This is a genomic window from Tepidibacter hydrothermalis, from assembly GCF_029542625.1.
Classification (GTDB): Bacteria; Bacillota; Clostridia; order Peptostreptococcales; family Peptostreptococcaceae; genus Tepidibacter_A; species Tepidibacter_A hydrothermalis.
Window position 1 is genome coordinate 2558157 of the sequence record NZ_CP120733.1, and the last position, 23097, is coordinate 2581253.

Consider the following 23097-nt stretch of genomic DNA (forward strand, 5'->3'; position numbering starts at 1 on the left):
ATGAGTAGGAAATTATATTCCTATTTAAATTGTTGATAAATATAATTCACGTTATATGTTTACAAAAAAAATAGGGTTAGAAAATTTAACCCATCTTAATTAATAGATTATATCAACATCCACCTAAAAGTCAAGAAAAAAAGAGGCTTAAATAAGCCTCTTTTTTATAACGATTAGGAAATTATATTCTTCTTAAAAAAATTGTGAATAAATATAATTTCCGTTATGAGTTTCATAAAAGTTTACCTTTGAATTTCTTTTATTCTTTTCAAAGGAAAACTTTTTTATAATTACAATATTATAGTTATTAAATTAGCACTACCTTCATTTATTATTTTTTGAAGTGTTTTTTGCATTTTTAATCTCACATCTTCTGGCATCATAAACAATTTATTTTGAAGCTGCTCTTTAACTAGATCGTGCAATGATTTTCCAAACATATTTGATTGCCATATTTCTTCTGGGTTTTCTTCAAATCCCTCTAGAAGGTATTTAACAAGCTCTTCACCTTGCTTTTCAGTCCCAACAACAGGAGATACCTCAGTAGTTATATCTGCTCTAATCAAGTGAATAGAAGGAGCCTTAGCTTTTAATCTAACTCCATATTGGTTTCCTTTTTTCACTTTTTCAGGAATATCTAAAGTCAATTCTTCTAATGATGGTGGTACCAATCCATATCCTTTTTCTCTAACATCACTCAATGCCACTTCTACCTTATCATATTCTGATTTCACTTTAGATAATTTAGATATTAGACTTAGTAACTGATGCTCTCCATCAATTTTGAATCCACTCTTCTCTTCCAATACATTATAGAATAAATCTTGTTTTGTATCTAATTTTATATTTACTATTCCTTCTCCAAGTCCAACATCATCCAAGTAGCATTTATCTAAAAATTCAATCTCTTCAAATTTATTTAATATATTTTTAAAATCTCTTATTTTACCTACATCATCAAGACTTTCTTTTATAGTCTTTATAATATCATTTTTTATCCAATGATTTTTTTCAAGTCCTTCTACCCATTTTGGTAGATTTATATTTATTTCTCTAAGTGGAAAATCAAACAATATAGTTTCCATAACATTTTCAACATCATCTAAATCCATATTAAGTATATCAAGAGGTAATACTGGCATATCATATTTACTTTCTAACTCATTTTTTAATTTTAGTGTTTGTTCATCTTCAGGTGTTCTTGTATTTAAAATAATGCTAAATGGCTTATTTAATTCTTTTAATTCATTTATAACTCTTTCTTCTGATGCTACATAGCTTTTTCTATCTATACCTGTAACACTTCCATCTGTAAGCATTACAACCCCAATTGTAGAATGTTCTTTTATTACCTTCTTAGTTCCTATTTCAGCTGCCATTTCAAAAGGAATCTGTTTTTCCATCCAAGGAGTAGATACCATTCTTTCTTTTCCTTCTTCTTCATGACCTAATGCTCCCTCAACTAAATAACCTACACAATCAACCATTCTAATCTTCATTCTAAGCTTATCTTTAACCTTTATTTCTATTCCATCTGCTGGTACAAATTTAGGCTCAACAGTCATTATAGTTTTTCCTGTACCACTTTGAGGTAATTCATCTCTAGTTCGTTCTTTTTTATAATCATTATCAATATTAGGAATTACTAAAAGTTCCATAAATCTTTTTATGAATGTTGATTTACCAGTTCTAACAGGACCTACTACACCTATGTATATATCACCTTGAGTCCTTTTGGATATATCTTCATATATATTACTCTTCACAATTATCCCCCCCGCATAAAATTTCTTAATAAATATATATTTAAAAAATGCGAGTTTTATTACAAAAAAAGAAAACTAAACTTTTAAAAGTTTAGTTTTCATCCATAGCTACTTCTTCCATTTCATGTGTCTTACTTCTCAACATAAGATTTATAACAGATTCTTTTACTTCATTGTCTCCATATAAAACTTTATATATTTCATTAGTTATCGGCATATCTACATTATATTCTTTAGACAGTTTATAAGCTGCCTCAGTTGTAAGTATTCCCTCAACTACCATTTTTATTTCATCAAGGGTTTCATCTAAAGATTTCCCCTTACCTATTAGTATACCTGCTCTTCTATTTCTACTATGCATACTAGTACAAGTAACTATCAAATCTCCTATACCTGAAAGTCCTGAGAAAGTACTTGAACTTGCTCCCATAGCCATTCCTAGTCTTCCTATTTCTCTAATTCCTCTCGTCATTAAAGCTGCCTTTGTATTATCTCCATATCCAAGTCCATCACAAATACCAGCTCCAAAGGCTATTATATTTTTAAGAGCTCCTCCGAGTTCAACTCCTATAACATCTGGATTTGTATATACTCTAAATTTAGGATTTGTAAACGTATCTTGAACATATTCAGCTATATTCATATCTTCGCATGCTACAGCTACAGTAGTAGGCATATCTTTAGACACCTCTTCTGCATGAGATGGTCCTGATAAAATAACGTAATGGTTATTTGGAATTTCTTGCTTAACCACCTCAGATATTCTAAGATTAGTACCTTTTTCAAATCCCTTTGCTACATTTACTATAATCTGATCGTCTTTAACATAGTCCTTTATAGACTTTAACAGACCTCTAACACCTTGTGATGCTACTCCTAAAACTATTATTTTAGCTTCATCAACAGCTTCTTTAAGATCAGTTGTCATCTCTATATTGTTTGGCATTATTACGCCTGGAAGATATTTTATATTTTCTCTAGTCTTTGTCATACTCTCATACTGATCCTTATTTCTCATGTATAAGCTTACTGGGTATCCTTTTTTAGATAATAGAATAGCAAGAGCACTCCCCCAACTTCCAGCTCCTAATACACAAATTTTTTCCATAAAAACACCCTCTATCTCTATTTTATTTGAACCTTTTGACCTATCTTTTTTTCTTTTCCTTTAATAAGTCTTTTTATATTTTCTCTATGTGTAAATAAAATTAAAATCGTCAAAATAATAGAAAGTATAAATTCATTTTTACCTACAAAAAACATTAAAAATGGAAGCGTACATATCCCAAGCATAGATCCTAATGATACATATTTAGTAATGCAAATAATTATTATACCTGCCAATACGGATATTATAGCTTGTAAAGGATTTATAAGCATAATAGTTCCAATGGTAGTTGCTACTCCTTTACCCCCTCTAAATTTTAGTACCACAGGCCAATTATGACCTAAGACAACAAATAATGCTGATATTAAAGCAATGTCCCTGCCACCAATTTTAAGTCCTATATAAACAGCCAAAGAGCCTTTTAAAGCATCTCCTAAAAATGTGATTAATGCAGCTTTTTTACCCAAAGTTCTAAGTACATTAGTTGTACCTGCATTTCCAGATCCATGATTTCTAATATCTATTTTTGCAATAGTCTTTCCTAAAATATAAGATGTTGAAATATTCCCTAAGAAATAAGAAATTAAAGCAGCTATAAAATAATTATTCATATTATCTATCTCTTCCTTTCTTTTTCTTTATAAGCAAATCTAACAGGAGTTCCCTCAAATCCAAAATTCTCTCTTATTTTATTTTCTAAGTATCTTTGGTAAGAAAAATGTGTAAGTTCCTTATCGTTTATAAATAAAGTAAACTTAGGAGGCTTAATGTTGGTTTGAGCTCCGTAGTATATTTTAAGTCTTTTACCTTTATCAGAAGGTGGTTGATTTAAAAGTACAGCCTCACCTATTACATCATTTAAAGCACCGGTTCTAATTCTCTTAGAACTTTCATTTGAAACGTATTTAATCTTAGGTAATACAGTATTCATTCTTTGATTCGTCTTAGCCGATACAAATACTATAGGTGCATACAACATAAATGGAAATTTCCCTCTTATATCATGTATGTAATTATTCATAGTTTTATTATCTTTTTCTATTAAATCCCATTTATTAATTACTATTATACATGCCTTACCTTCGTCATGTGCAATACCTGCAACCTTAGTATCTTGTTCTGTAACCCCTTGAGTAGCATCTATAACTATAAGTGCAACATTTGCTCTTTCAACAGCTGCAATAGCTCTTATAACACTATATCTTTCTATATTCTCATATACTTTACTTTTTTTTCTAAGACCAGCAGTATCTATTAATAAATACTTATCATCTCCATCTTCAAAGTAAGTATCTATAGCATCTCTTGTAGTACCAGCTATTGGACTTACTATTACTCTTTCTTCTCCTAATATGTTGTTAAGTATAGAAGACTTACCTGCATTAGGCTTTCCAACTATAGCTACTTTAATTACTTCTTCGTCATACTCAGTATCTAATCCTTCTGGGAATTTATCAACAATCTCATCTAATAAGTCTCCTATTCCAAGACCTATTGAAGCAGATATTTCTATTGGATCTCCAAATCCTAATTCATAAAAATCATAAAAATGTTCTGATTTATCCTTGTTATCTACTTTATTTACAACTAACAATACAGGTTTCTTAGTTCTTCTAAGCATTTGAGCAACTTCTCTATCATCATTTGTAAGTCCCACTTTTCCATCTACTACGAATAAAATTACGTGTGACATATCCATGGCAAGCTCAGCTTGAGTTCTCATTTGAGACAATATTATATCTTCACTCTCAGGCTCAATTCCACCAGTATCTATTAAAGTATAGTATTTATTCAACCATTCTCCCTCTGCATAAATTCTATCTCTAGTTACTCCTGGTGTATCTTCTACTATTGCAATTCTCTTACCTACTAATTTATTGAATAACGTTGATTTTCCAACATTAGGCCTTCCAACTACGGCAACTATTGGTTTACTCATTTAAAATTACTCCCTTTCTATGTTACTTTATTAGTTTTTTTACAAAATCTGCACCTTCATTTTTAGCTGCATCTATTTTTATATCCAATCTTTCTTGAAGCTCATCAAGAGTTATGTTGTCTAAAAATATTTCTTCATCCGATTTTAACATTGCTCTAGGTATTATAAGCTTGTCTCCAAGTTCAATATCCTTTAGCTGATTAATTATATCAGTTGCAGTTATAAGTCCTGATACGGTTATCGTCTCTCCAAAATACTCATTTTTTATATTATATACGTTTATTTTAAGATTCTCCACATTATTCATAACCTTTAATGAAACACTTTTTATAAACTCATAAGCTGATTTTCCAGTTGCAATAGAAACTGTTTTTTGTTTTTTTAATTTAACAAAAGTCTTTTTAAGATAATCATCAATTTCTCTTTCAAACTTACAAATAAGACCCACTCCATTTTCTATTTGTGCAAATCCTTCATAAGATTCATAAGAAGGTATATCTTTTTTAGCCATAACATAAAATTCATCTGATAAAAAAACAAATCTAGTTCCTATATCATTAAGTTTCTTCTTTTGAAATTCATGTATAAAGTTTATAACTTCTGATGAAGAATCATGATCATATATTTTAGCCTCAAACAAACCTTCTCTATATTTAGTAAGTCCAATTGGAACCACTGCAACACTTCTCACATGAGGATACAGCTTAGATAAATCATTCAGAGTTCTTTGTAGATTTTCTTTATCATTAACATCAGGACATAAAACTATCTGAGCATTCATCTCTATTCCTGCGTCTGCTAACCTCTTCATTATATCATATAATTTGCCTGCATTTTTATTGTTGAGCATCTTAACTCTAAGATTTGGATCAGTTGTATGAACCGATATATTAACAGGGCTTATTCTATATTTTATCATTTTTTGTATATCATCTTCGCTCATATTTGTAAGAGTTATGAAGTTTCCTTGTAAAAATGAGAGTCTTGAATCATCATCTTTAAAGTAAAGAGTTTCTCTCATTCCCTTTGGAAGCTGGTCTATAAAACAAAATATGCATTTATTTCTACAACTTTTCGCTCTATCTATTATAGGATTTATAAATTCAATCCCTAAATCCTCATCATATTCCTTTTCTATTTCATATATATATATTTCTCCATCTTTTTTTTGTATCTCAACTTCTAAGTATTCATCCGCTATAAAAAATTTATATTCTATGATATCTTCTATCTTTTTATCATTTATACTTAAAAGAATATCTCCAACCTCAATACTTAATTCTTCAGCTATACTTCCTTTATTAACAGCACTTATAATATTTTTTATTTCTTCAATGTTTTTTAGTTCCAACTACATCACCACTCTTTTTTATAATATGTCAAGTTATATTATAACGTAATGGCTCAAATAGTCAAGATAACAAAATTCGTCTACTCATTAACGCGCTGACTCATGTCACCGACGATTCCTAATAGGCTTTGTTCTCAAAATTCACATAGTTCATAGCACCAACAAGTCTGCCAACTCTGTTGCTTAAAAATAGTTTTAAGTGCAGCTTTCTTAATAATTTATCAACAAATTCAAATCATATATAGTAAGAAATAATGCTCATTACAACATTAACCAAAGTAGCGGTATTTTAATGAGCATTATTTTGAGCTTAACTATCCAACTTTAATTATTAACTTCAATGTTTAACTATTATAAATGTATCATTTAATACATCATGCACCATACCTGTAACACACTTAGATATCATAAGTGATCTTTTTTCTAAATCATCTCTATCTTTTGCATAAAATATAGGTACAGTGTTGGACTTCATATCTTTATCAGTTGTAACAATAGCTATTATATAATCATTTAATCCTATATCCATTATTATCTCCTACCTTTCAAAAAATTAGTTTTTCCTTTTGCAGATTCTATAATAGGAGTGTTTTTAATTATTTCTATTAGCAGACTTTCATCTTTTTTTATAGGTATTATAGGCATTACTATACTTTCTTTTTCTGGATTTCTTCTCAATATAGGGGCAAAATCAGGTTCATCTGCATCTTTTTTAATTCCAAGTTGAACTGATGAATTATGTGCTATAACCTGTCTTTGACCAAAATTAGATAAAATACCTATATCATTAGGATCTTTCGGTATAATCTCAACACCCAATCCATCTTTTAAGTATCTCTCTCTAGACGATGAAAGCCCTACGTTCATGATAACTACTCCATTTACCATTAGAAGAGGTCCATCAAATTCTATTTTGGCAGGTATAACTTCTGCTACTTCTCCCACTTTATCTCTGGTTAACATAGTCTTTAATAATCTAGCTACAACAAAACCTGAAATAACAGATGCTGAAATCGATACTGAATTATTCATACTAAATATATCCGATGATAAATAAAATACCATCCCTGTAGCTAATGCTGTAAGTATTGCCATATAATTTCTAGCTTCAAATGCCTTGGCTATATCCTCTATATAAGCCATTCCCCTTGGAACTATTTCAGTATCCTCTATATTATCAAGACTTTGTCTTTCCATATTTCTAACATCTCTAAACTGCTGAGCTGCTAATGTTAAGAATGTAACTGCTGAAAATTCTTTTTCAGCAAGTGATGGAACCGCTACAGCTCCAAGTGAAGCTGCTATTATACCAAGAGTAATATGAGATATAAAGCCTTGAGGATATGTAGGGTACTGTCTGTAATCTAACTTCATCATATACAATCTTGCAAATATACCCATAAAAAATGAACAAGACATTAAATATACATAATTACCCAAATCATCATCTCCTTTTATGTAATTCATTTAATTTCATATACTTATTTTTACAAAAAAAAAAATAAATATTCCCTTGTAATTTAAGGAAATATTTATTGATTTATAGTTACTGTAAATTCAGTTCCTCTATTGAGTGCACTTTTAACACTTATATCTGCACCCATAGATATTATTATATGTTTTACAATAGCAAGACCAAGTCCTGTTCCACCTATTTTCTTACTTCTAGCCTTATCGACTCTATAAAACCTTTCAAATATCCTAGGTATATCAGATTGAGGTATTCCCATACCCGTATCTTTTACAGATATCTTTATTTCATCCTTTTTTTGGTTTACAAAAACCGATACCTCTCCATTTTCGGGTGTATACTTTATTGCATTGTCAATTAAGTTTAACAATACTTGCTTTATGTAATCTTTATTTGCCTTTAATTCTATATCCTTACTTGAAAATTCATAGATATAATCTATATTTTTATTTTCAGCTAAGTTGTACGTAATATCATATACTTCTTTAAATACAGAATATAAATTTACGTTATCATATTTTTCATTTTCGTTATTTTCTATAAAAGATAACACCAATATATCATCAATTAGTCTTCTAAGTCTATTAGATTCGATCTCTATTATATCTAAAAATCTATTTCTCGTTTCAACATCTATCGAATCATTGTTTTTTAAAGTCTCCACAAATCCATTTATAGATGTAAGTGGTGTTTTAATTTCATGAGTTACATTTGCAACAAAATCCGATCTTATTTTTTCAAGTCTCACATTTTCAGTTATATCCTCTATATTAATGATAGATCCTATAACTACATTTTTTTCATTTTTTAGGTATACAGGATCCATTTTTATTTTATAATATCTATCATTTCCATCTTTTATCTGAATTTTTTTATTTTTTCTAGTAGGGATTAGTGTAGCTATAGATTTGGCCATGGCTTCATTATTTATGACACTGTCTATTTTTTGTCCCTCAAATACACAATCACTATTTTCAAATAACTTTTTAGCCACATCATTTATAAGCAGTATTTTTTGTTCGTTGTCAATAGCTACTATTCCATTTGATATACTCTTTAATATAGATTTTAATTTCATATTCCTATCTTCTAACTGTTCTATATTAGTATTTATCTTACTTATCATAAAATTAAAATTACTAGACAACCTACCAAGATCTCCACTATACTGATTCTTGAGTTTAACTGAAAAATCACCCTCACTTACTCTATTTGACACATGTATAAGCTCTTTCAAGTACTTTCTAAGTACACGCAAATATCTATATATTAGATTTGATATTATAACAAGTAATAGAATAATTACATATATATCATTCATTTCTACACTAATCACCTTCTTTTAGATTTATCTTATATCCTACGCCCCTTATAGTTTCTATATATTTTTCATCGTCTTCTATTTTCTTTCTTAAATGCCTTATATGAACATCTACAGTCCTAGTTTCTCCAAAATATTCATATCCCCATATTTTGTCCAACAAAAAATTCCTAGATAATACTTTTCCTTTATTTTGAACTAAAAGTTTTAACAACTCAAACTCTTTTAAGGTCAAGTCTATCTTTTTAGAATCTTTGAATACTTCATAATTTTGTAGATCTATTTTTATATTGCCTAACTCTATAAATATCTTTTTTTCAGGCTTGTTTGAATTATATCTTCTAAGAACAGCCTTAACCCTAGCCAACACTTCTTCTATACTAAAAGGTTTACTTATATAATCATCTGCTCCCACTTCAAGCCCCTCTATCTTATCTTTTTCCATAGTCTTTGCTGTAAGCATTATTACAGGTATATTCTTTGTACTGCTATCTTCTCTTACTTTCTTTAAAACCTCAAGCCCATCCATATTCGGAAGCATTCTATCTAGTAATATTAAATCAGGCTTTAAATCTCTTATTTTTATAAAAGCATCAAGGCCGTCATATGAAGTTTCTATATTGTATCCTTTTGTCTGAAGATTAAATTTTAAAAGTTCAACTATATGCTCCTCATCATCAACAACTAGTATATTTGTGTTCATAGGCTTTCCTCCTTTAGAGTATCTGCATTACCATAGCCATTCTCTTTGAAGTTGTATTTTCTCTTCTATAAGAATGAAATGTATTTTCATCACAATAAGTGCACAAATTTGGATTAAATATATTTTCTGCCTTTATACCGTTTTTCATAAGTATAAATTCATTAATCTTAAAAAGATCCAAATAATATTTTTCATCTTTTATTATATATAAACTTTCATTTAAGTTTGTAAACTTAGTGTTAAATTTTTCTACCAAATCATATGAAACCTCATAGCAACAGCTACCTATAGCAGGTCCTATTATACACTTTATATTTTCAACCTTTGATTTATATGTAGTCTTCATTTTATTTATAATAACCGAAGATATCTCCTTATAAGTTCCTCTCCATCCTGCATGAACACATCCTACAACCTTATTTTCAACATCTATAAAAGCTATAGATACGCAATCAGCTACAAATACCATTATAGGAACATCAGATATATTAGTTATTATTCCATCTGCTTCCTGTATATTTCCTATATTATTTTTATCAACTATTACTACATTATTTCCATGAACTTGTTTATTATATGTTAAATTCTCAAAATTGAAATTTAAATCTTCGCATATTTTTTTTCTATCATCATAAACAGACATATCCAGTTCCTTAGTTGTAAAAACAACTTTAGCAAAATCATATTTATTCACATCATCGAAATCTATATACATCATGTCTTCACCTTTTCTCACTTAGTATTTTTTCTAATTCCTGAACAAATGTATTTATATCCTTAAAATGCCTGTATACAGATGCAAATCTAACATAAGATACCTCATCTATATTCTTGAGTTTTTCCATAACTAATTCACCGATTTTCTTGGTTTCTATTTCTTTGAACATATTTTTATTTATATTATATTCTATTTGATCTACTATATTTTCAATTTGCTCAATTGAAACTGGTCTCTTTTCACAGGCCTTTATTATTCCATTTATTATTTTACTTCTATCAAAACTCTCTCTATTCCCATCTTTTTTTATAACTACAAGTCTTACATATTCTATTTTTTCATAAGTTGTAAATCTTTTTTTACAACTCTCACACTCTCTTCTTCTTCTTATAGAAGTCCCCTCGTCAGTTGGTCTAGAATCTATTACTCTAGACTGCAAAAAGCTACAGTATGGACATTTCATAGCATACCTCCAATAAATTCTAATAACCTAATTATATACATTAATACTTTATATGTCTATGTCATTAAAATCAACTTGTTGATCTATTTTTACTAATATCATATCATGTCCTATTTTAATTATATTATTCCACGATACAGCACAAGCTTCTCCTCTAGATAATAAATAACTTTTTGAACCTTCGTTAACAATTATCAAAGATTTTATTCTGCCTTCTCCCATATCAAATTCTATATCATTTATAAAACCCAATTTTTTACCATTATTTACATTGACAACCTCTTTCTCCATCATATCTGAAATTTTAAACATACATATCCCTCCCCTTTATTTATAATAACTATGAATTCAAAAGCTATTTTATACTAATTTATATGCAAAAAAAATGACCACTTAGGGTCATATGTGTTTTCTCATGTTTTTCAAAGCATTTTTTTCTATTCTCGAAACTTGCGCCTGAGATATTCCTATTTCATCAGCAACTTCAATCTGAGTTTTACCTTTATAAAATCTCAAATCAAGAACTAACTTTTCTCTGCTATTTAATTTTTTCACAGCTTCTTTTAAAGCTATCTCCTCTATCCAAACCTCATCTCTTCCTTTTTTATCTTGAACTTGATCCATAACATATATAGCGTCTCCATTATCTTGATATATAGGATCAAACAAAGATATAGGATCTTGTATTGCATCTAATGCCAACACTACATCTTCTCTATTCATATTTAACTCTTTGGCTATTTGAGTAACATTAGGTTCTTTTAAATTTTCTATAGTTAATCTCTCTCTTACTTGTAAAGCTTTATACGCTATATCCTTTAAAGATCTACTAACTCTTATTGGATTGTTATCTCTTAAGTATCTTCTTATTTCTCCAATTATCATAGGTACCGCATAAGTTGAAAATCTTACATTTTGACTTAAATCAAAATTGTCTATAGCTTTAATAAGGCCTATACATCCTATTTGAAATAGATCGTCTATATTTTCTCCTCTATTGTTAAATTTTTTTATAACACTTAAAACAAGTCTTAAATTCCCATTTACAAATTGTTGTCTACACTCTTCATCTCCATTCTTTATTTTAACCAAGAGTTCTCTCATTTCTTTGTTTTTTAATACTGGTAATTCAGATGTATTAACTCCACATATTTCTACTTTATTTATTTGCATCATACCAGCCCTCTCTTTAAGTTATTTCTATATTAAATTATTTACAGAAATATAAATTTTATACTTAAAGAGAATGTTCAAAATTTGACAATCTAAACAAATTTTTTCATTTCTTTCGTCAATCTAAATATGATTTTTTTCTCTAGTCTAGATATATATGATTGAGATATTCCAAGCATACTAGCTACTTCTTTTTGAGTTTTTTCATCTCCACTTTGCAATCCAAATCTAAGTTCCATTATCTGTTTTTCTCTTATAGAAAGTTTATCCAGTGCTATTTGGAGTAGTTCTCTATCTATCTCCTCTTCTATTAATTTATATATTTCATCATTGTCAGTTCCCATAACATCAGAAAGTAAAAGTTCATTTCCATCCAAATCTATATTTAAAGGTTCGTCAAACGATATTTCTATTTTTTTCTTACTGTTTTTTCTAAGGTACATTAATATTTCATTTTCTATACATCTTGATGCATATGTAGCAAGCTTAATATTTTTATCCAATTTAAATGTATTAACAGCTTTTATAAGACCAATCGTACCTATTGATATTAAATCTTCTATATCAAGGCCTGTATTTTCAAATTTTCTAGATATGTACACTACAAGTCTTAAATTTCTCTCTATCAATATACTTTTAACACTTTCATCACTTTCAAGTTTCTTTAAAACCTCAGCTTCTTCTTCAGCTTTTAAAGGTGGAGGAAGTATATCATTACCACCTAAATAATATATCTCATTTTTTCTAACCAAATTACATTTAATCAATAATTTATTGACTAAATATATAATTTTGTTCTTCAACTTATAAAATAACTTAACCATAAACTACACTCCCCCTTTAATAATCATCAAAATTCGTCTACTCGCTAACGCGGTGACTCATGTCGCCAACAACCCCTAAACACTCTGTTACTCAAAATAGTTGCAATTCTAATTATTACATCAATATTATCCATAAAACAGAAATTCTACGATCCCTTATTATATAAAATTAGGATTTATTATTGCATCGTATTCATTCATATCATCCGAATTGAGATTTGATAAACCCAATATTATATTCCCCTTTTTGTGCCCCTGTATTTCTATGTAATCTGCTTTTATTCCTATCAACAACCCATCTTCATTCCCAACTACCTTATAAGGTATTACTCTAAATCTACTCGAAATAGTCTTGCTTAACTTACTCATTAAATAATCTACTTTTTTAAAGTTCATAACTGAATAGTCAATATATACCAGTTCTTGAGGTAAAACATCTTCTAACTTTTTGACATCTACTATCATTACAGGATCTTGACTTACAGGATCCTTTAATAGATTACCGGTATCCATTAAAGTATTAAATACAACTTTCCTGTCTTCAATTTTAACAGTTATATCATTTTTTAAATCTTTAAACACATTAAGCATCTTTATTATCTTGTGAAAATTATTAAAAAAACCACTACTAACTATAAAATAAATAGCATAAATTAAAACTAACGATACTTTACTGTACCCTATACCAGTGCAATAAACTATGTAAAATATGCTACCTGCTAAAAATATGTTCACAATATAAAATGTCATCAATATTTTGAGATATTCTTTAATGCCTTTATACTCAAAGCTTATAAATACTATAAATAAAGCAAAAATAATTTTCATCAAAATATTGTATAAAAACATCAAACTTGGAATAAAATAAACCATACAATATAAAGCTCCTATAAACCCACCTGTAAAAGCTCTATATTTTGAAAAATTATTATTTACTATCCTCGAGGTTGTTTTTAATATCATGTAATTTGCTAATAGATTATGTAAAAAGTAATATTCCGCATAAACTATCATTTAAACCACCTTTTTCTTTTGACATATATTAGTTATAACTCATAAATAAATTATACTAAATTTTAAGTTATTTTTATGTCACAATAGGTAGTCGAATTCTAATTTATTTTCCTCATTTTTTAACAATATTTTCTTATCTAAAGATTTTTTATTCAATATATTCAATTTGTGAATTCCTAAACTAAAAATTATACTTATTAAAATGTTAGTGAATGCTTTTAGATATTTTGACTACTATAACTTAGTTTTTAGCGTTTAATAATCCGTAAAGAAATTTACGTGTCTGACCGTAGGGAGTTCATAGATTTTAGGATTATTAATAAGATAAAAGCTTAGTTATATTCAAAATATAGTTGTATTCACGGTATTTTAATAAGTATAATTTCGGTCTTGAACATAAAAAAAAGAAGATAAAATTATCTTCTTCTTAAAAATGTAGGTATGTCCAAATCAGGATCTACACTAGTATTTACTTTTTCTTGTTTAATCTCTTTTACTTCTTCTTTTTTCTCTTTTTTATCTACTATATTTAAAGTAGTATCTTGTCCTTCTTCAAATCCTGTTGCTATAACTGTTATTCTAAGTTCATCACCTAGATCTTCATTTATAACAGCTCCAAATATAATGTTAGCTTCTTCGTCACATGCTTCTTGAACTAAGCTTGCAGCTTCGTTGATTTCGAATAATCCTAAATCGTCGCCTCCAGTTATATTTAGAAGAACACCTTTTGCTCCTCTTATAGAAGTCTCTAGTAATGGACTTTGAATAGCTTGTTTTGCAGCTTCAATAGCTCTATTTTCTCCCTTAGCATTACCTATACCCATATGAGCTAATCCTTGCTCTCTCATTATAGTTTGGACATCTGCAAAGTCTAAGTTAACAAGACCTGGTACAGCTATTAAGTCAGATATACCTTGAACCCCTTGTTGTAATACATCATCAGCTTTTTTGAAAGCATCAAGCATAGATGTTTTCTTTTCTACTATCTGTAATAATCTATCATTAGGTATAGTTATTAATGTATCTACATTAGATTTAAATTCTTTTATACCTTGCTCAGCATGAATCATTCTTCTTTTACCTTCAAAAGTAAAAGGTTTTGTAACAACACCTACTGTAAGTATTCCTAATTCCTTAGCAACCTTTGCAACTACAGGAGCTGCTCCCGTTCCTGTTCCACCACCCATTCCGGCAGTTACAAATACCATATCCGCACCTTGAAGAGCTTGTGTGATATCTTCCTTACTTTCTTCTGCTGCTTTTTGTCCTATTTCAGGATTTGCTCCAGCACCCAGACCTCTTGTTAATTTTTCTCCTATTTGTATCTTTTGCTCAGCTTTTGAAGTAAAAAGTGCTTGTTTGTCTGTATTTATAGCTACAAACTCTACACCTTGTAAATTAGCCTCTATCATTCTATTAACAGCATTGTTTCCTCCGCCGCCTACTCCTATTACTTTAATCTGTGCAAACTGATCCATACCAACATCAAATTGTAGCATGTAAGAACCTCCTTACTTATAATTCCTTTTTATTTTTATACTATATTTATTGAATCATATCTTTTTAAAATTTTTATTAATAATTAAGGTATTCAACAGAAAATATTAATTTCCTCTTTTTTTATTAATCAATTTGTCAAAAGCATGCCTTCTGATAATAGCAAAGTTTTGAAATAATCTTCCTCCAAAAACAAATATACTTGCATAATACAGAGGAAATCCTAATCTATCTCCTATATAAGCTAATATTCCAGCCAAAATTGCATTTCCAAAAAATCCAGTTACAAATATAATTCCATTGTATTTACCTTCAAGAGTTGCTCTTATAGCTCCAAATACAGAGTCCATTGCCGCTAATAATCCTACTGATATGTACAAAGAATAGCTATCAGGATAAGTCACAGGTATATAATATCCAATAATTATTCCTAGTGCAAGTCCTATCAAAGATAAAATCAAATTAATCACCTTCTTTTATATATTCAAATTTAAATTGACCATTATATTTACGTATTATTATTTCATCTTTTTCTTCTACCTCAAATCCAATGTCATAAAGATATTTTTTTAAATTTATTTGAGAATCCGGAGCTTCCATCGCAGATTTCAAAAATTTCTTATTTCCTATCGCCTTTATAACAAATGGCTGCCCATATGTATTTCCATTAACTGTTATAGTAGGACCTGCACACTTTATTTCAGAAAATGTAGTAAGTCTTTCTCCATTTATAGATATAGCTTCTGCTCCAGCCATTTTAAGATCATTTATAACAGGTATTACATCATTATCATGTATTATGAAATCTCTTATAAATTCCCAGTCTTCCATTTCTCTTTTACTGTCACTTATTTTAACTACTACACCTTCTCCAACTACATCTTCAAATCCAGCTATCAACTTAACATCATCTAATTCTTTTTCTATTATATTTTTTATAGAACCTGTATCCTCAATTTCAAGTTCATACTTTGCTATATTAGACTTTTTATCAAGTATTAATTTATTTAAATTTTCAACCTCAACTCTTTCTATCTCTATTTGATTTTCAACCTCTTTTATTGTTTTCAATGTAACAAAAGTTTGATTACCACTTAGATTTTTAATGTTTATAGCTATTATTATGCCTATTATGAAGTTTACAATTATCATAGATTTTCGTTTTATCTTTATAATACCCATAATCATTTCACCTTCACATTAGCTTCTACAGGCTTAGCATATTTAAACTCTATAGTCTTATTATATCTAGATATTTCTATATTATCTTCCTTTTTCACATCAACATCTAAGTTCCAGTCTTTCCTAAGATGATAAATTGTACCAAACCTCATATTCAAAGCTGATTCTAATATATCAGAATTCCCTATGCATTTAATTTCAAATGGAGTCATTATAGGGTTTCCATTTACCATTACCTTGTCTCCAGACAAATGCATTTCTGTGCTTGATACATATCTTTCTCCATTTATAGATATAGCTTCTGCACCAGCTGCATTGAGCTTGTTTATTATAGTAAGTATCTGATCGTAATTGTAAAGCAATTTTGTTTCATCAGTTTCTCCCTGTGCTTTTTTCATAGTTATTATAACACCAGGGCCTTTAACATCATAATATCCAGCCAAAGTCTCATATTTTTTAGTATCTTCTTTCAAGTTTTTTACAAGAACATTTTTTTCAGCTTCAGAATCCTTATATTCCTGTATTCTCTCATCAAATGCTTGTACCTCTTTTTCCAATGCTTTTTTTCTATCTGTCAAACTTTTCAGTTCAATTGATAACTGATTTGCTTTTTGTGAGGATACTACACCACCGGTAGTCTTATCTACAGTTTTAAATTCAATTATAATTAGCATCCCTAATAAAAAACTCAATATTAACAATGACAAACTATTTTTCTTCAAAATAACCCACCACCTATTCAGGTCTATATACAGGATATGAGTCATACCTCATATCTACTATCCCAGCTTTTATATTTTTAGTATACAAATCTATTAGAATTTTGTTCAACTCTATCATCTTGTAATGCAAGTCTTCTCCTTTTCCAAGAAGAACTCTTATTCCATTTATTGTGTATAAATCTATATTCTTACTATTATCTATATTTATTTGAGATATATTACTTAGAATTTTAGCATTATTACAAGCGTTTAGCAAATCTAATATTTTATTTAGTAACTCATCATCTTTTAAATCTACATTTTGACCTATTTTCAATTTTTGAAGATTTATTCCTCCAATTAAGGGAACATCTACGTTTTTCAAATCATCTTCAACCTTTAAAACTATACCTTCTTCATTTATAAGAGCATAAGAACCCATATAAGGTATAGCACACATAGCTACCCTTTCTTTTAAGTCTATAATTATTTTATCGGGAAGTTTTATTTTTACATTAGCATCTTCTATATATGGATTTTTGAGTAAATTTTTTCTTATTTCCTTAGAGCTGTATTTATATATATTCTTCCCAGACTCTATTTTACCACTAATTAATATATCTTGTCTGCTAAGTTTAACTTGTCCAACAACACTTAATTTTTTTAAAGTAAAATAATCTGTTTCTATAACCATATATCCAAATACACATATAATCAAAATCATTATAAAAGTAATTATTTTATATTTCTTTTTCATAGAACTTGTCCCCCCCTCTAAAAAAATTCGTCTACTCGCTAACGCGGTGACTCATGTCGCCAACGATCCTTACAGGCTCCGTTGCTCAAAAATACTTGCAAATTTAGCCTTTTCAATAAGTTATCCATAAAACAAAAAATAATATAATTTCCTATTCGTTATAAAAAAGGGCTTAAGTCTAAGCCCTAATAATATTAGCTCCTAGACTAGTCAACACCTTTTCCATATCCTCGTATCCTCTATCAATATGGTGTATACTGTCTATTTCCGTATATTCATCTGCAGCAAGACCTGCTAGAACAAGAGCTGCACCTCCTCTTAAATCAAAAGATTCAACCTTTGCTCCCATTAGTTTATCAACGCCTCTTATTACAGCTAATTTCCCATTAACATTGATATTAGCTCCCATTCTAATAAGTTCTTCACAGTGCTTGAATCTATTTTCAAATATATTTTCATTTATTATGCATGCTCCATTTGCCAACGTCATTAAAGCCATCATTTGAGCCTGCATATCCGTTGGAAATCCAGGATGAGGTAAAGTTTTTATAACATCTATAGAATGTATAGTTTTAGGTGCAATCAATTGAACCTTATTGTTTATATACTCAATCTCACATCCAGTTTCTCTAAGCTTTGAAACAATACTGTTAATATGACTCGGTATTATGTCATCTATGATTATTCTTCCATTTGTTATAGCCCCTGCTACCAAATAAGTTCCTATAGCAATTCTATCAGGTATTATTCTATGCTCAACATCATGCAATTTGTTGACACCATGTATTTCTATACAACTATTTCCTGCTCCTTTTATATCAGCTCCCATAGAGTTTAAAAAATTTGCAAGGTCTGTTATTTCAGGTTCTTTTGCACAATTATATATCTTTGTTACACCATTAGTTTTTACAGCAGCTAGCATAACATTTTCAGTAGCTCCAACACTGGGAAAATCTAGATTTATTTCACAAGCCTTATTGTGTTGTTTATTACACTTTATATATCCATGTGTTTCTTCAATATTGACTCCCATTTGAGATAACGACTTTAAGTGTAGATCAATCGGTCTTGGACCTATTTCACATCCACCTGGATAACTAATTTTAGTATGGCCAAACCTACTAACCATAGCTCCTAAAAATATTATAGACGATCTCATCTTTCTAACAAAGCTCTCTGGAATTTCAGATGAGTTCACATTTTTAGTATCAATAGTTAATGTATCTCCCTCCATTTTAACATAGCAACCTATATATTTTAATATATCAATCATTACTTTAACATCTGATATATTAGGGACATTGTGTATTACACTCTCCCCTTCATTCAATATAGTTGCTGCTATTATGGGTAATACTGAATTTTTTGCACCTTTTAATCTAATTTCACCTTCTAATTTATTTCCACCTTGGACTATATATTTTGCCAAAAGGGCCACCCCCTACTAAAAGTTAAATTGATATATTTTAAATTTGTCTTTATAATATATAATTTTATGTATTAGCAAGGTTTTATGTTACTTTAAGACGTCTATAATTTCTGTATATATATTATCAATAGCTTTAGAATTCCCTATTTCTCCACTGTTTTTGCCCATTTGAGCTAGTTTTTCTCTATCTCCAAGTATCTTAAATATCGTGTCTTCTAATTTTTTATAAGTCAATTGTTTTTCTAGTATAGCTATTCCAGCCCCTTTTTTTTCTATACTTTTAGCATTAAATTCTTGATGATTTTCTGCCGTATAAGCCTTTGGAATAACTATGGAAGGCTTTGATAATGCCGTAACCTCTGCAAGTGTTATCGCTCCAGCACTACATATTACAAGATCACAAGCAGATAAAGCACTTGCCATATCGTCAAGATATGGAACCACCTTTTGACATCCTCTGAAGTTTTGCACTTCTAATGATTCTATAAATTTGTCATAGTGCGTTTTTCCTGTTACATGTATAAACTGTATATCCTCTTTTACAAGTTTTGGAATTATTTTTTTCATAGAATCATTTAGTTTTGTAGCTCCACCACTTCCACCTACACATAAAATCATTCTCTTATCTTCATTTATTCCAAGCTTTTTTCTTGAGGAAAATTTATCACTTATTAAAATTTCTTTTCTAACCGGATTTCCAGTAAGAACTACATTATCTTTATCTTTAAAATATTTTTTAGCATCCTCAAAGCTTATCAAAATTTTACTTACAACTTTAGATAAAATTTTATTTGTTACACCTGGGAATGCATTTTGTTCATGTATTATAGTTGGTATTTTATTAAGACTTGCATTTAAAACTACAGGTCCACAAACATATCCACCTGTTCCTATTACAATGTCAGGCTTAAACTTTTTTACTATTCTTCTTGATTGTTCTAGACCTTTAAATAACTTAACAACTCTTTTCAAATTATCTACACTTATTTTTCTTCTAAACCCTTGAACAGTTATAGTCTTAAGTTCATAGCCTGCTTTTGGAACTATTTCACTTTCTATTCCATTTTTTGTTCCAACAAATAAAATTTCTACATCTTCAATTTCATCTTTTAATTTATTTGCTATTGCTATAGCTGGATAAACATGACCTCCTGTTCCTCCACCTGAAATTAAAACTTTCATTCAATCAACTCCTGTCTAACTTAACATGTCTTGATATATTTAATACAATTCCCATAGCGGCCATGAATATTATAAGAGAACTTCCTCCATAACTTATAAAAGGAAGTGGCATACCTGTAACAGGCATTGAAGATGTTGCAACAGCTATATTTATCATAACCTGTATTCCTATTTGAGCTGTAATTCCCGTAACTAGCATACAAGAAAAAGTATCAGGACAGTTAATAGCTATTCTTATACATCTATATATTAAAAATAAAAACAACAACAATATGAATATACATCCTGCATAACCCAGTTCTTCTCCTATTATAGCAAATATAAAATCATTTTGAGGCTCAGGTATATAGAAAAACTTCTGTCTACTTCTTCCAAGACCTAGACCAAATAATCCTCCTGAACCCAGTGCATATAATGATTGAATAACCTGATATCCATCTCCTAATGGGTCTTTAAATGGATCTAAAAATGATGTAAATCTTTTAAGTCTATAAGGTGCCACCGCTATAAGTCCACCTAGCAAAACAAATCCTCCACCTATCATAGTGTATACATATTTTAAATCCATACCAGCTACAAATAACATCACAGATGTCGTCATTATTATAGTTCCTCCAGTAGATAAATCAGGCTGAAGGACTATAAGAGCAAAGAATACAACTGATATCATAAGAGGAGGTATTATCCCCTGTATAAGGTTATTCATTTTATCTTTTTTGTTGTCTATTACCTTTGATACTATTATTATGGAAGCAAATTTAGCTATCTCAGATGGCATTATAGTAAGTCCCCCCACTCCAAGCCAACGTCTAGCTCCATTAAATGACTTTCCCAGTGGAGTAAGTACTGCAACTAATAATATTACAGTAATGGTTCCTATCATAGGTATAAACTTTTCAAGTCTCTTGTAGTTAATCTTAGATACAAATATCATCATACAAAATCCTAATATTGAATATATCATATTTCTCTTTAAAAAGTAGTATGCATCATTTTGTTTGAATTTAGCTTGAACATAACTTGAGCTAAATACCATTACAATACCTATTATGACTAGTAACAACGTAGTATAAAATACATAAGGGTCAAAATATTTTTCTCTTTTTTTAGCCATTTAAAAACCTCCTTAATAGCTTAAAGGTTAAATACTTCATTTTTAAAATGATTTCCTCTAACTTCATAACTCTCATACATATCCCAACTAGCACAAGCAGGAGATAATAAAACAACATCATTCGGAGAAGCTAATTTATATGCTTTTTGAACCGCTTCTTCCATATTTTCAACTTTATGACAGTTGTTAAATCCTTGTTTGATAGCACTTTCTTTTATTATATCCGATGTTTCTCCTAAAAGAATTACATGTTTAACTTTTTCATTAAAAAGTTTTGTAAACTCTGTAAAATCACTTTTTTTGTCAAGCCCACCAGCTATCAATACAATAGGATTCTCATATGAACTTAAAGCTTTAATAGATGCATCAGGATTAGTTCCTTTTGAATCATTTACAAACTTAACATCGTTTATTTGTCTTACAAATTCAAGTCTGTGCTCAACTCCACCAAATGTCTTTAAAACCTGCTTAACAACATCCATGTCAAGTCCATATACAGCTGCTATACTTACGGCTGCCAAAGCATTTTCTAAATTGTGACTTCCAGGTATACTTATTTCGTTTATACTCATAAGCTTAATTTCTTTATCGTTTAAATTTATTGTTATAATATCATCTTTAACATATACACCTTCATTTAAGATTTCTTTTCTACTAAAGTATACGATTTTACTTTTACATTTTTTTGCCAGATCCCTAGTAGTCTCACAATCGTAGTTTAAAACAGTAAAATCATTTTCATTTTGATTTTCAAAAATTCTACATTTTGCATCTATATAATTTTGCATAGTTTTGTGTCTATTTAAATGATCCGGTGTTATGTTAAGTATTGCACTTATCCTTGGTCTAAATTCTTTTATGCTCTCAAGTTGAAAACTACTAAGCTCTGTAACAAGCACAGAATCTTCGTCTGTATTATCTACTGTATCAATTACAGGGTTTCCAATATTTCCAACTATATAAGTATCCTTGTTTGCACTTTTAAATATTTCTCCAACAAGTGTAGTAGTAGTAGTCTTTCCATTAGTTCCTGTAATACCTATAAAAAAACTTTTAGATAATCTATATGATAGTTCTACCTCCCCTATTACTTCTATATTCGCTGATTTTATTTTTTTTATAAAATCAAGATCTAGAGGAACCCCTGGAGATACTATAGTTAGATCTATATTATTTATATCTTCTATATGCTTTCCTAACACATATTTGATATCGTATTCTTTTAAATCATCTAATATATCTTTTAGTTTTTCTTCATTTTTTATATCATTTACTGTAACCTTTGCACCTTTTTCATAAAGCTTTTTGATTGTAGATATTCCTGTTCTAGCAAGCCCAACTAATAATACATTTTTACTATTTAAGTCCATATTAAACTCCCCCT

At 29.2% G+C, this 23097-nt stretch carries 24 protein-coding genes; all 24 read right to left on the reverse strand.

The window, feature by feature from the left end; translation table 11 throughout:
• Positions 1 to 290 precede the first annotated feature (290 nt).
• On the reverse strand, positions 291 to 1766 hold the full coding sequence (gene spoIVA, locus P4S50_RS12125) for a stage IV sporulation protein A (protein ID WP_277731052.1): 1476 nt from the start codon (positions 1764 to 1766) through the stop codon (positions 291 to 293).
• A 91-nt stretch (positions 1767 to 1857) separates the two neighbouring features.
• A complete protein-coding gene (locus P4S50_RS12130; protein ID WP_277731053.1) occupies positions 1858 to 2874 on the reverse strand; it encodes an NAD(P)H-dependent glycerol-3-phosphate dehydrogenase in 1017 nt (338 codons plus the stop codon).
• 17 nt (positions 2875 to 2891) lie between these two features.
• On the reverse strand, positions 2892 to 3485 hold the full coding sequence (plsY, locus tag P4S50_RS12135; protein ID WP_277731054.1) for a glycerol-3-phosphate 1-O-acyltransferase PlsY: 594 nt from the start codon (positions 3483 to 3485) through the stop codon (positions 2892 to 2894).
• 5 nt (positions 3486 to 3490) lie between these two features.
• Positions 3491 to 4813 carry a ribosome biogenesis GTPase Der gene (gene der, locus P4S50_RS12140; RefSeq protein WP_277731055.1) on the reverse strand — a complete coding sequence of 441 codons (1323 nt, stop codon included), beginning with the start codon at positions 4811 to 4813 and terminating at the stop codon, positions 3491 to 3493.
• A gap of 22 nt (positions 4814 to 4835) precedes the next feature.
• Positions 4836 to 6164 (reverse strand): DUF512 domain-containing protein, encoded by a 1329-nt coding sequence (locus P4S50_RS12145; RefSeq protein ID WP_277731056.1) that lies wholly within the window; start codon positions 6162 to 6164, stop codon positions 4836 to 4838.
• Positions 6165 to 6501: 337 nt separating this feature from the next.
• Positions 6502 to 6693 (reverse strand): capping complex subunit for YIEGIA, encoded by a 192-nt coding sequence (locus P4S50_RS12150; RefSeq protein ID WP_277731057.1) that lies wholly within the window; start codon positions 6691 to 6693, stop codon positions 6502 to 6504.
• A 2-nt stretch (positions 6694 to 6695) separates the two neighbouring features.
• Positions 6696 to 7604 (reverse strand): YIEGIA family protein, encoded by a 909-nt coding sequence (locus P4S50_RS12155; protein WP_277731058.1) that lies wholly within the window; start codon positions 7602 to 7604, stop codon positions 6696 to 6698.
• A gap of 92 nt (positions 7605 to 7696) precedes the next feature.
• Entirely contained in the window at positions 7697 to 8956 is a 1260-nt protein-coding gene (locus P4S50_RS12160) for a sensor histidine kinase (RefSeq protein ID WP_277731059.1), read from the reverse strand.
• A gap of 7 nt (positions 8957 to 8963) precedes the next feature.
• Entirely contained in the window at positions 8964 to 9659 is a 696-nt protein-coding gene (locus tag P4S50_RS12165; RefSeq protein WP_277731060.1) for a response regulator transcription factor, read from the reverse strand.
• Positions 9660 to 9672: 13 nt separating this feature from the next.
• Positions 9673 to 10374, reverse strand: a complete 702-nt coding sequence (gene pgeF, locus P4S50_RS12170; protein WP_277731061.1) for a peptidoglycan editing factor PgeF — start codon at positions 10372 to 10374, stop codon at positions 9673 to 9675.
• A gap of 7 nt (positions 10375 to 10381) precedes the next feature.
• A complete protein-coding gene (nrdR, locus tag P4S50_RS12175; RefSeq protein WP_277731062.1) occupies positions 10382 to 10840 on the reverse strand; it encodes a transcriptional regulator NrdR in 459 nt (152 codons plus the stop codon).
• 48 nt (positions 10841 to 10888) lie between these two features.
• Complete coding sequence (locus P4S50_RS12180) at positions 10889 to 11152, reverse strand: YlmC/YmxH family sporulation protein (RefSeq protein ID WP_277731063.1); 264 nt, start codon at positions 11150 to 11152, stop codon at positions 10889 to 10891.
• Between the two features lie 87 nt (positions 11153 to 11239).
• Complete coding sequence (gene sigG, locus P4S50_RS12185) at positions 11240 to 12013, reverse strand: RNA polymerase sporulation sigma factor SigG (protein WP_277734733.1); 774 nt, start codon at positions 12011 to 12013, stop codon at positions 11240 to 11242.
• A gap of 92 nt (positions 12014 to 12105) precedes the next feature.
• Positions 12106 to 12837 (reverse strand): RNA polymerase sporulation sigma factor SigE, encoded by a 732-nt coding sequence (sigE, locus tag P4S50_RS12190; RefSeq protein ID WP_277731064.1) that lies wholly within the window; start codon positions 12835 to 12837, stop codon positions 12106 to 12108.
• Positions 12838 to 12996: 159 nt separating this feature from the next.
• A complete protein-coding gene (locus P4S50_RS12195) occupies positions 12997 to 13851 on the reverse strand; it encodes a sigma-E processing peptidase SpoIIGA (protein WP_277731065.1) in 855 nt (284 codons plus the stop codon).
• Between the two features lie 416 nt (positions 13852 to 14267).
• On the reverse strand, positions 14268 to 15350 hold the full coding sequence (ftsZ, locus tag P4S50_RS12200; protein WP_277731066.1) for a cell division protein FtsZ: 1083 nt from the start codon (positions 15348 to 15350) through the stop codon (positions 14268 to 14270).
• Positions 15351 to 15455: 105 nt separating this feature from the next.
• Entirely contained in the window at positions 15456 to 15809 is a 354-nt protein-coding gene (locus P4S50_RS12205; protein ID WP_277731067.1) for a small basic family protein, read from the reverse strand.
• Position 15810: 1 nt separating this feature from the next.
• The gene (locus P4S50_RS12210) at positions 15811 to 16530 is read right to left on the reverse strand and encodes a DUF881 domain-containing protein (RefSeq protein WP_277731068.1); all 720 of its coding nucleotides are present in this window, start codon (positions 16528 to 16530) and stop codon (positions 15811 to 15813) included.
• 2 nt (positions 16531 to 16532) lie between these two features.
• Positions 16533 to 17252, reverse strand: coding sequence for a DUF881 domain-containing protein (locus P4S50_RS12215; protein WP_277731069.1), 720 nt, complete (start codon positions 17250 to 17252; stop codon positions 16533 to 16535).
• Between the two features lie 13 nt (positions 17253 to 17265).
• Positions 17266 to 17988, reverse strand: a complete 723-nt coding sequence (locus P4S50_RS12220; protein WP_277731070.1) for a cell division protein FtsQ/DivIB — start codon at positions 17986 to 17988, stop codon at positions 17266 to 17268.
• Positions 17989 to 18166: 178 nt separating this feature from the next.
• A complete protein-coding gene (gene murA, locus P4S50_RS12225; RefSeq protein ID WP_416390125.1) occupies positions 18167 to 19426 on the reverse strand; it encodes a UDP-N-acetylglucosamine 1-carboxyvinyltransferase in 1260 nt (419 codons plus the stop codon).
• A 78-nt stretch (positions 19427 to 19504) separates the two neighbouring features.
• A complete protein-coding gene (gene murG / locus P4S50_RS12230) occupies positions 19505 to 20599 on the reverse strand; it encodes an undecaprenyldiphospho-muramoylpentapeptide beta-N-acetylglucosaminyltransferase (protein WP_277731072.1) in 1095 nt (364 codons plus the stop codon).
• 4 nt (positions 20600 to 20603) lie between these two features.
• On the reverse strand, positions 20604 to 21713 hold the full coding sequence (ftsW, locus tag P4S50_RS12235; protein ID WP_277731073.1) for a putative lipid II flippase FtsW: 1110 nt from the start codon (positions 21711 to 21713) through the stop codon (positions 20604 to 20606).
• Between the two features lie 20 nt (positions 21714 to 21733).
• Complete coding sequence (murD, locus tag P4S50_RS12240) at positions 21734 to 23083, reverse strand: UDP-N-acetylmuramoyl-L-alanine--D-glutamate ligase (RefSeq protein WP_277731074.1); 1350 nt, start codon at positions 23081 to 23083, stop codon at positions 21734 to 21736.
• Positions 23084 to 23097: the final 14 nt, after the last annotated feature.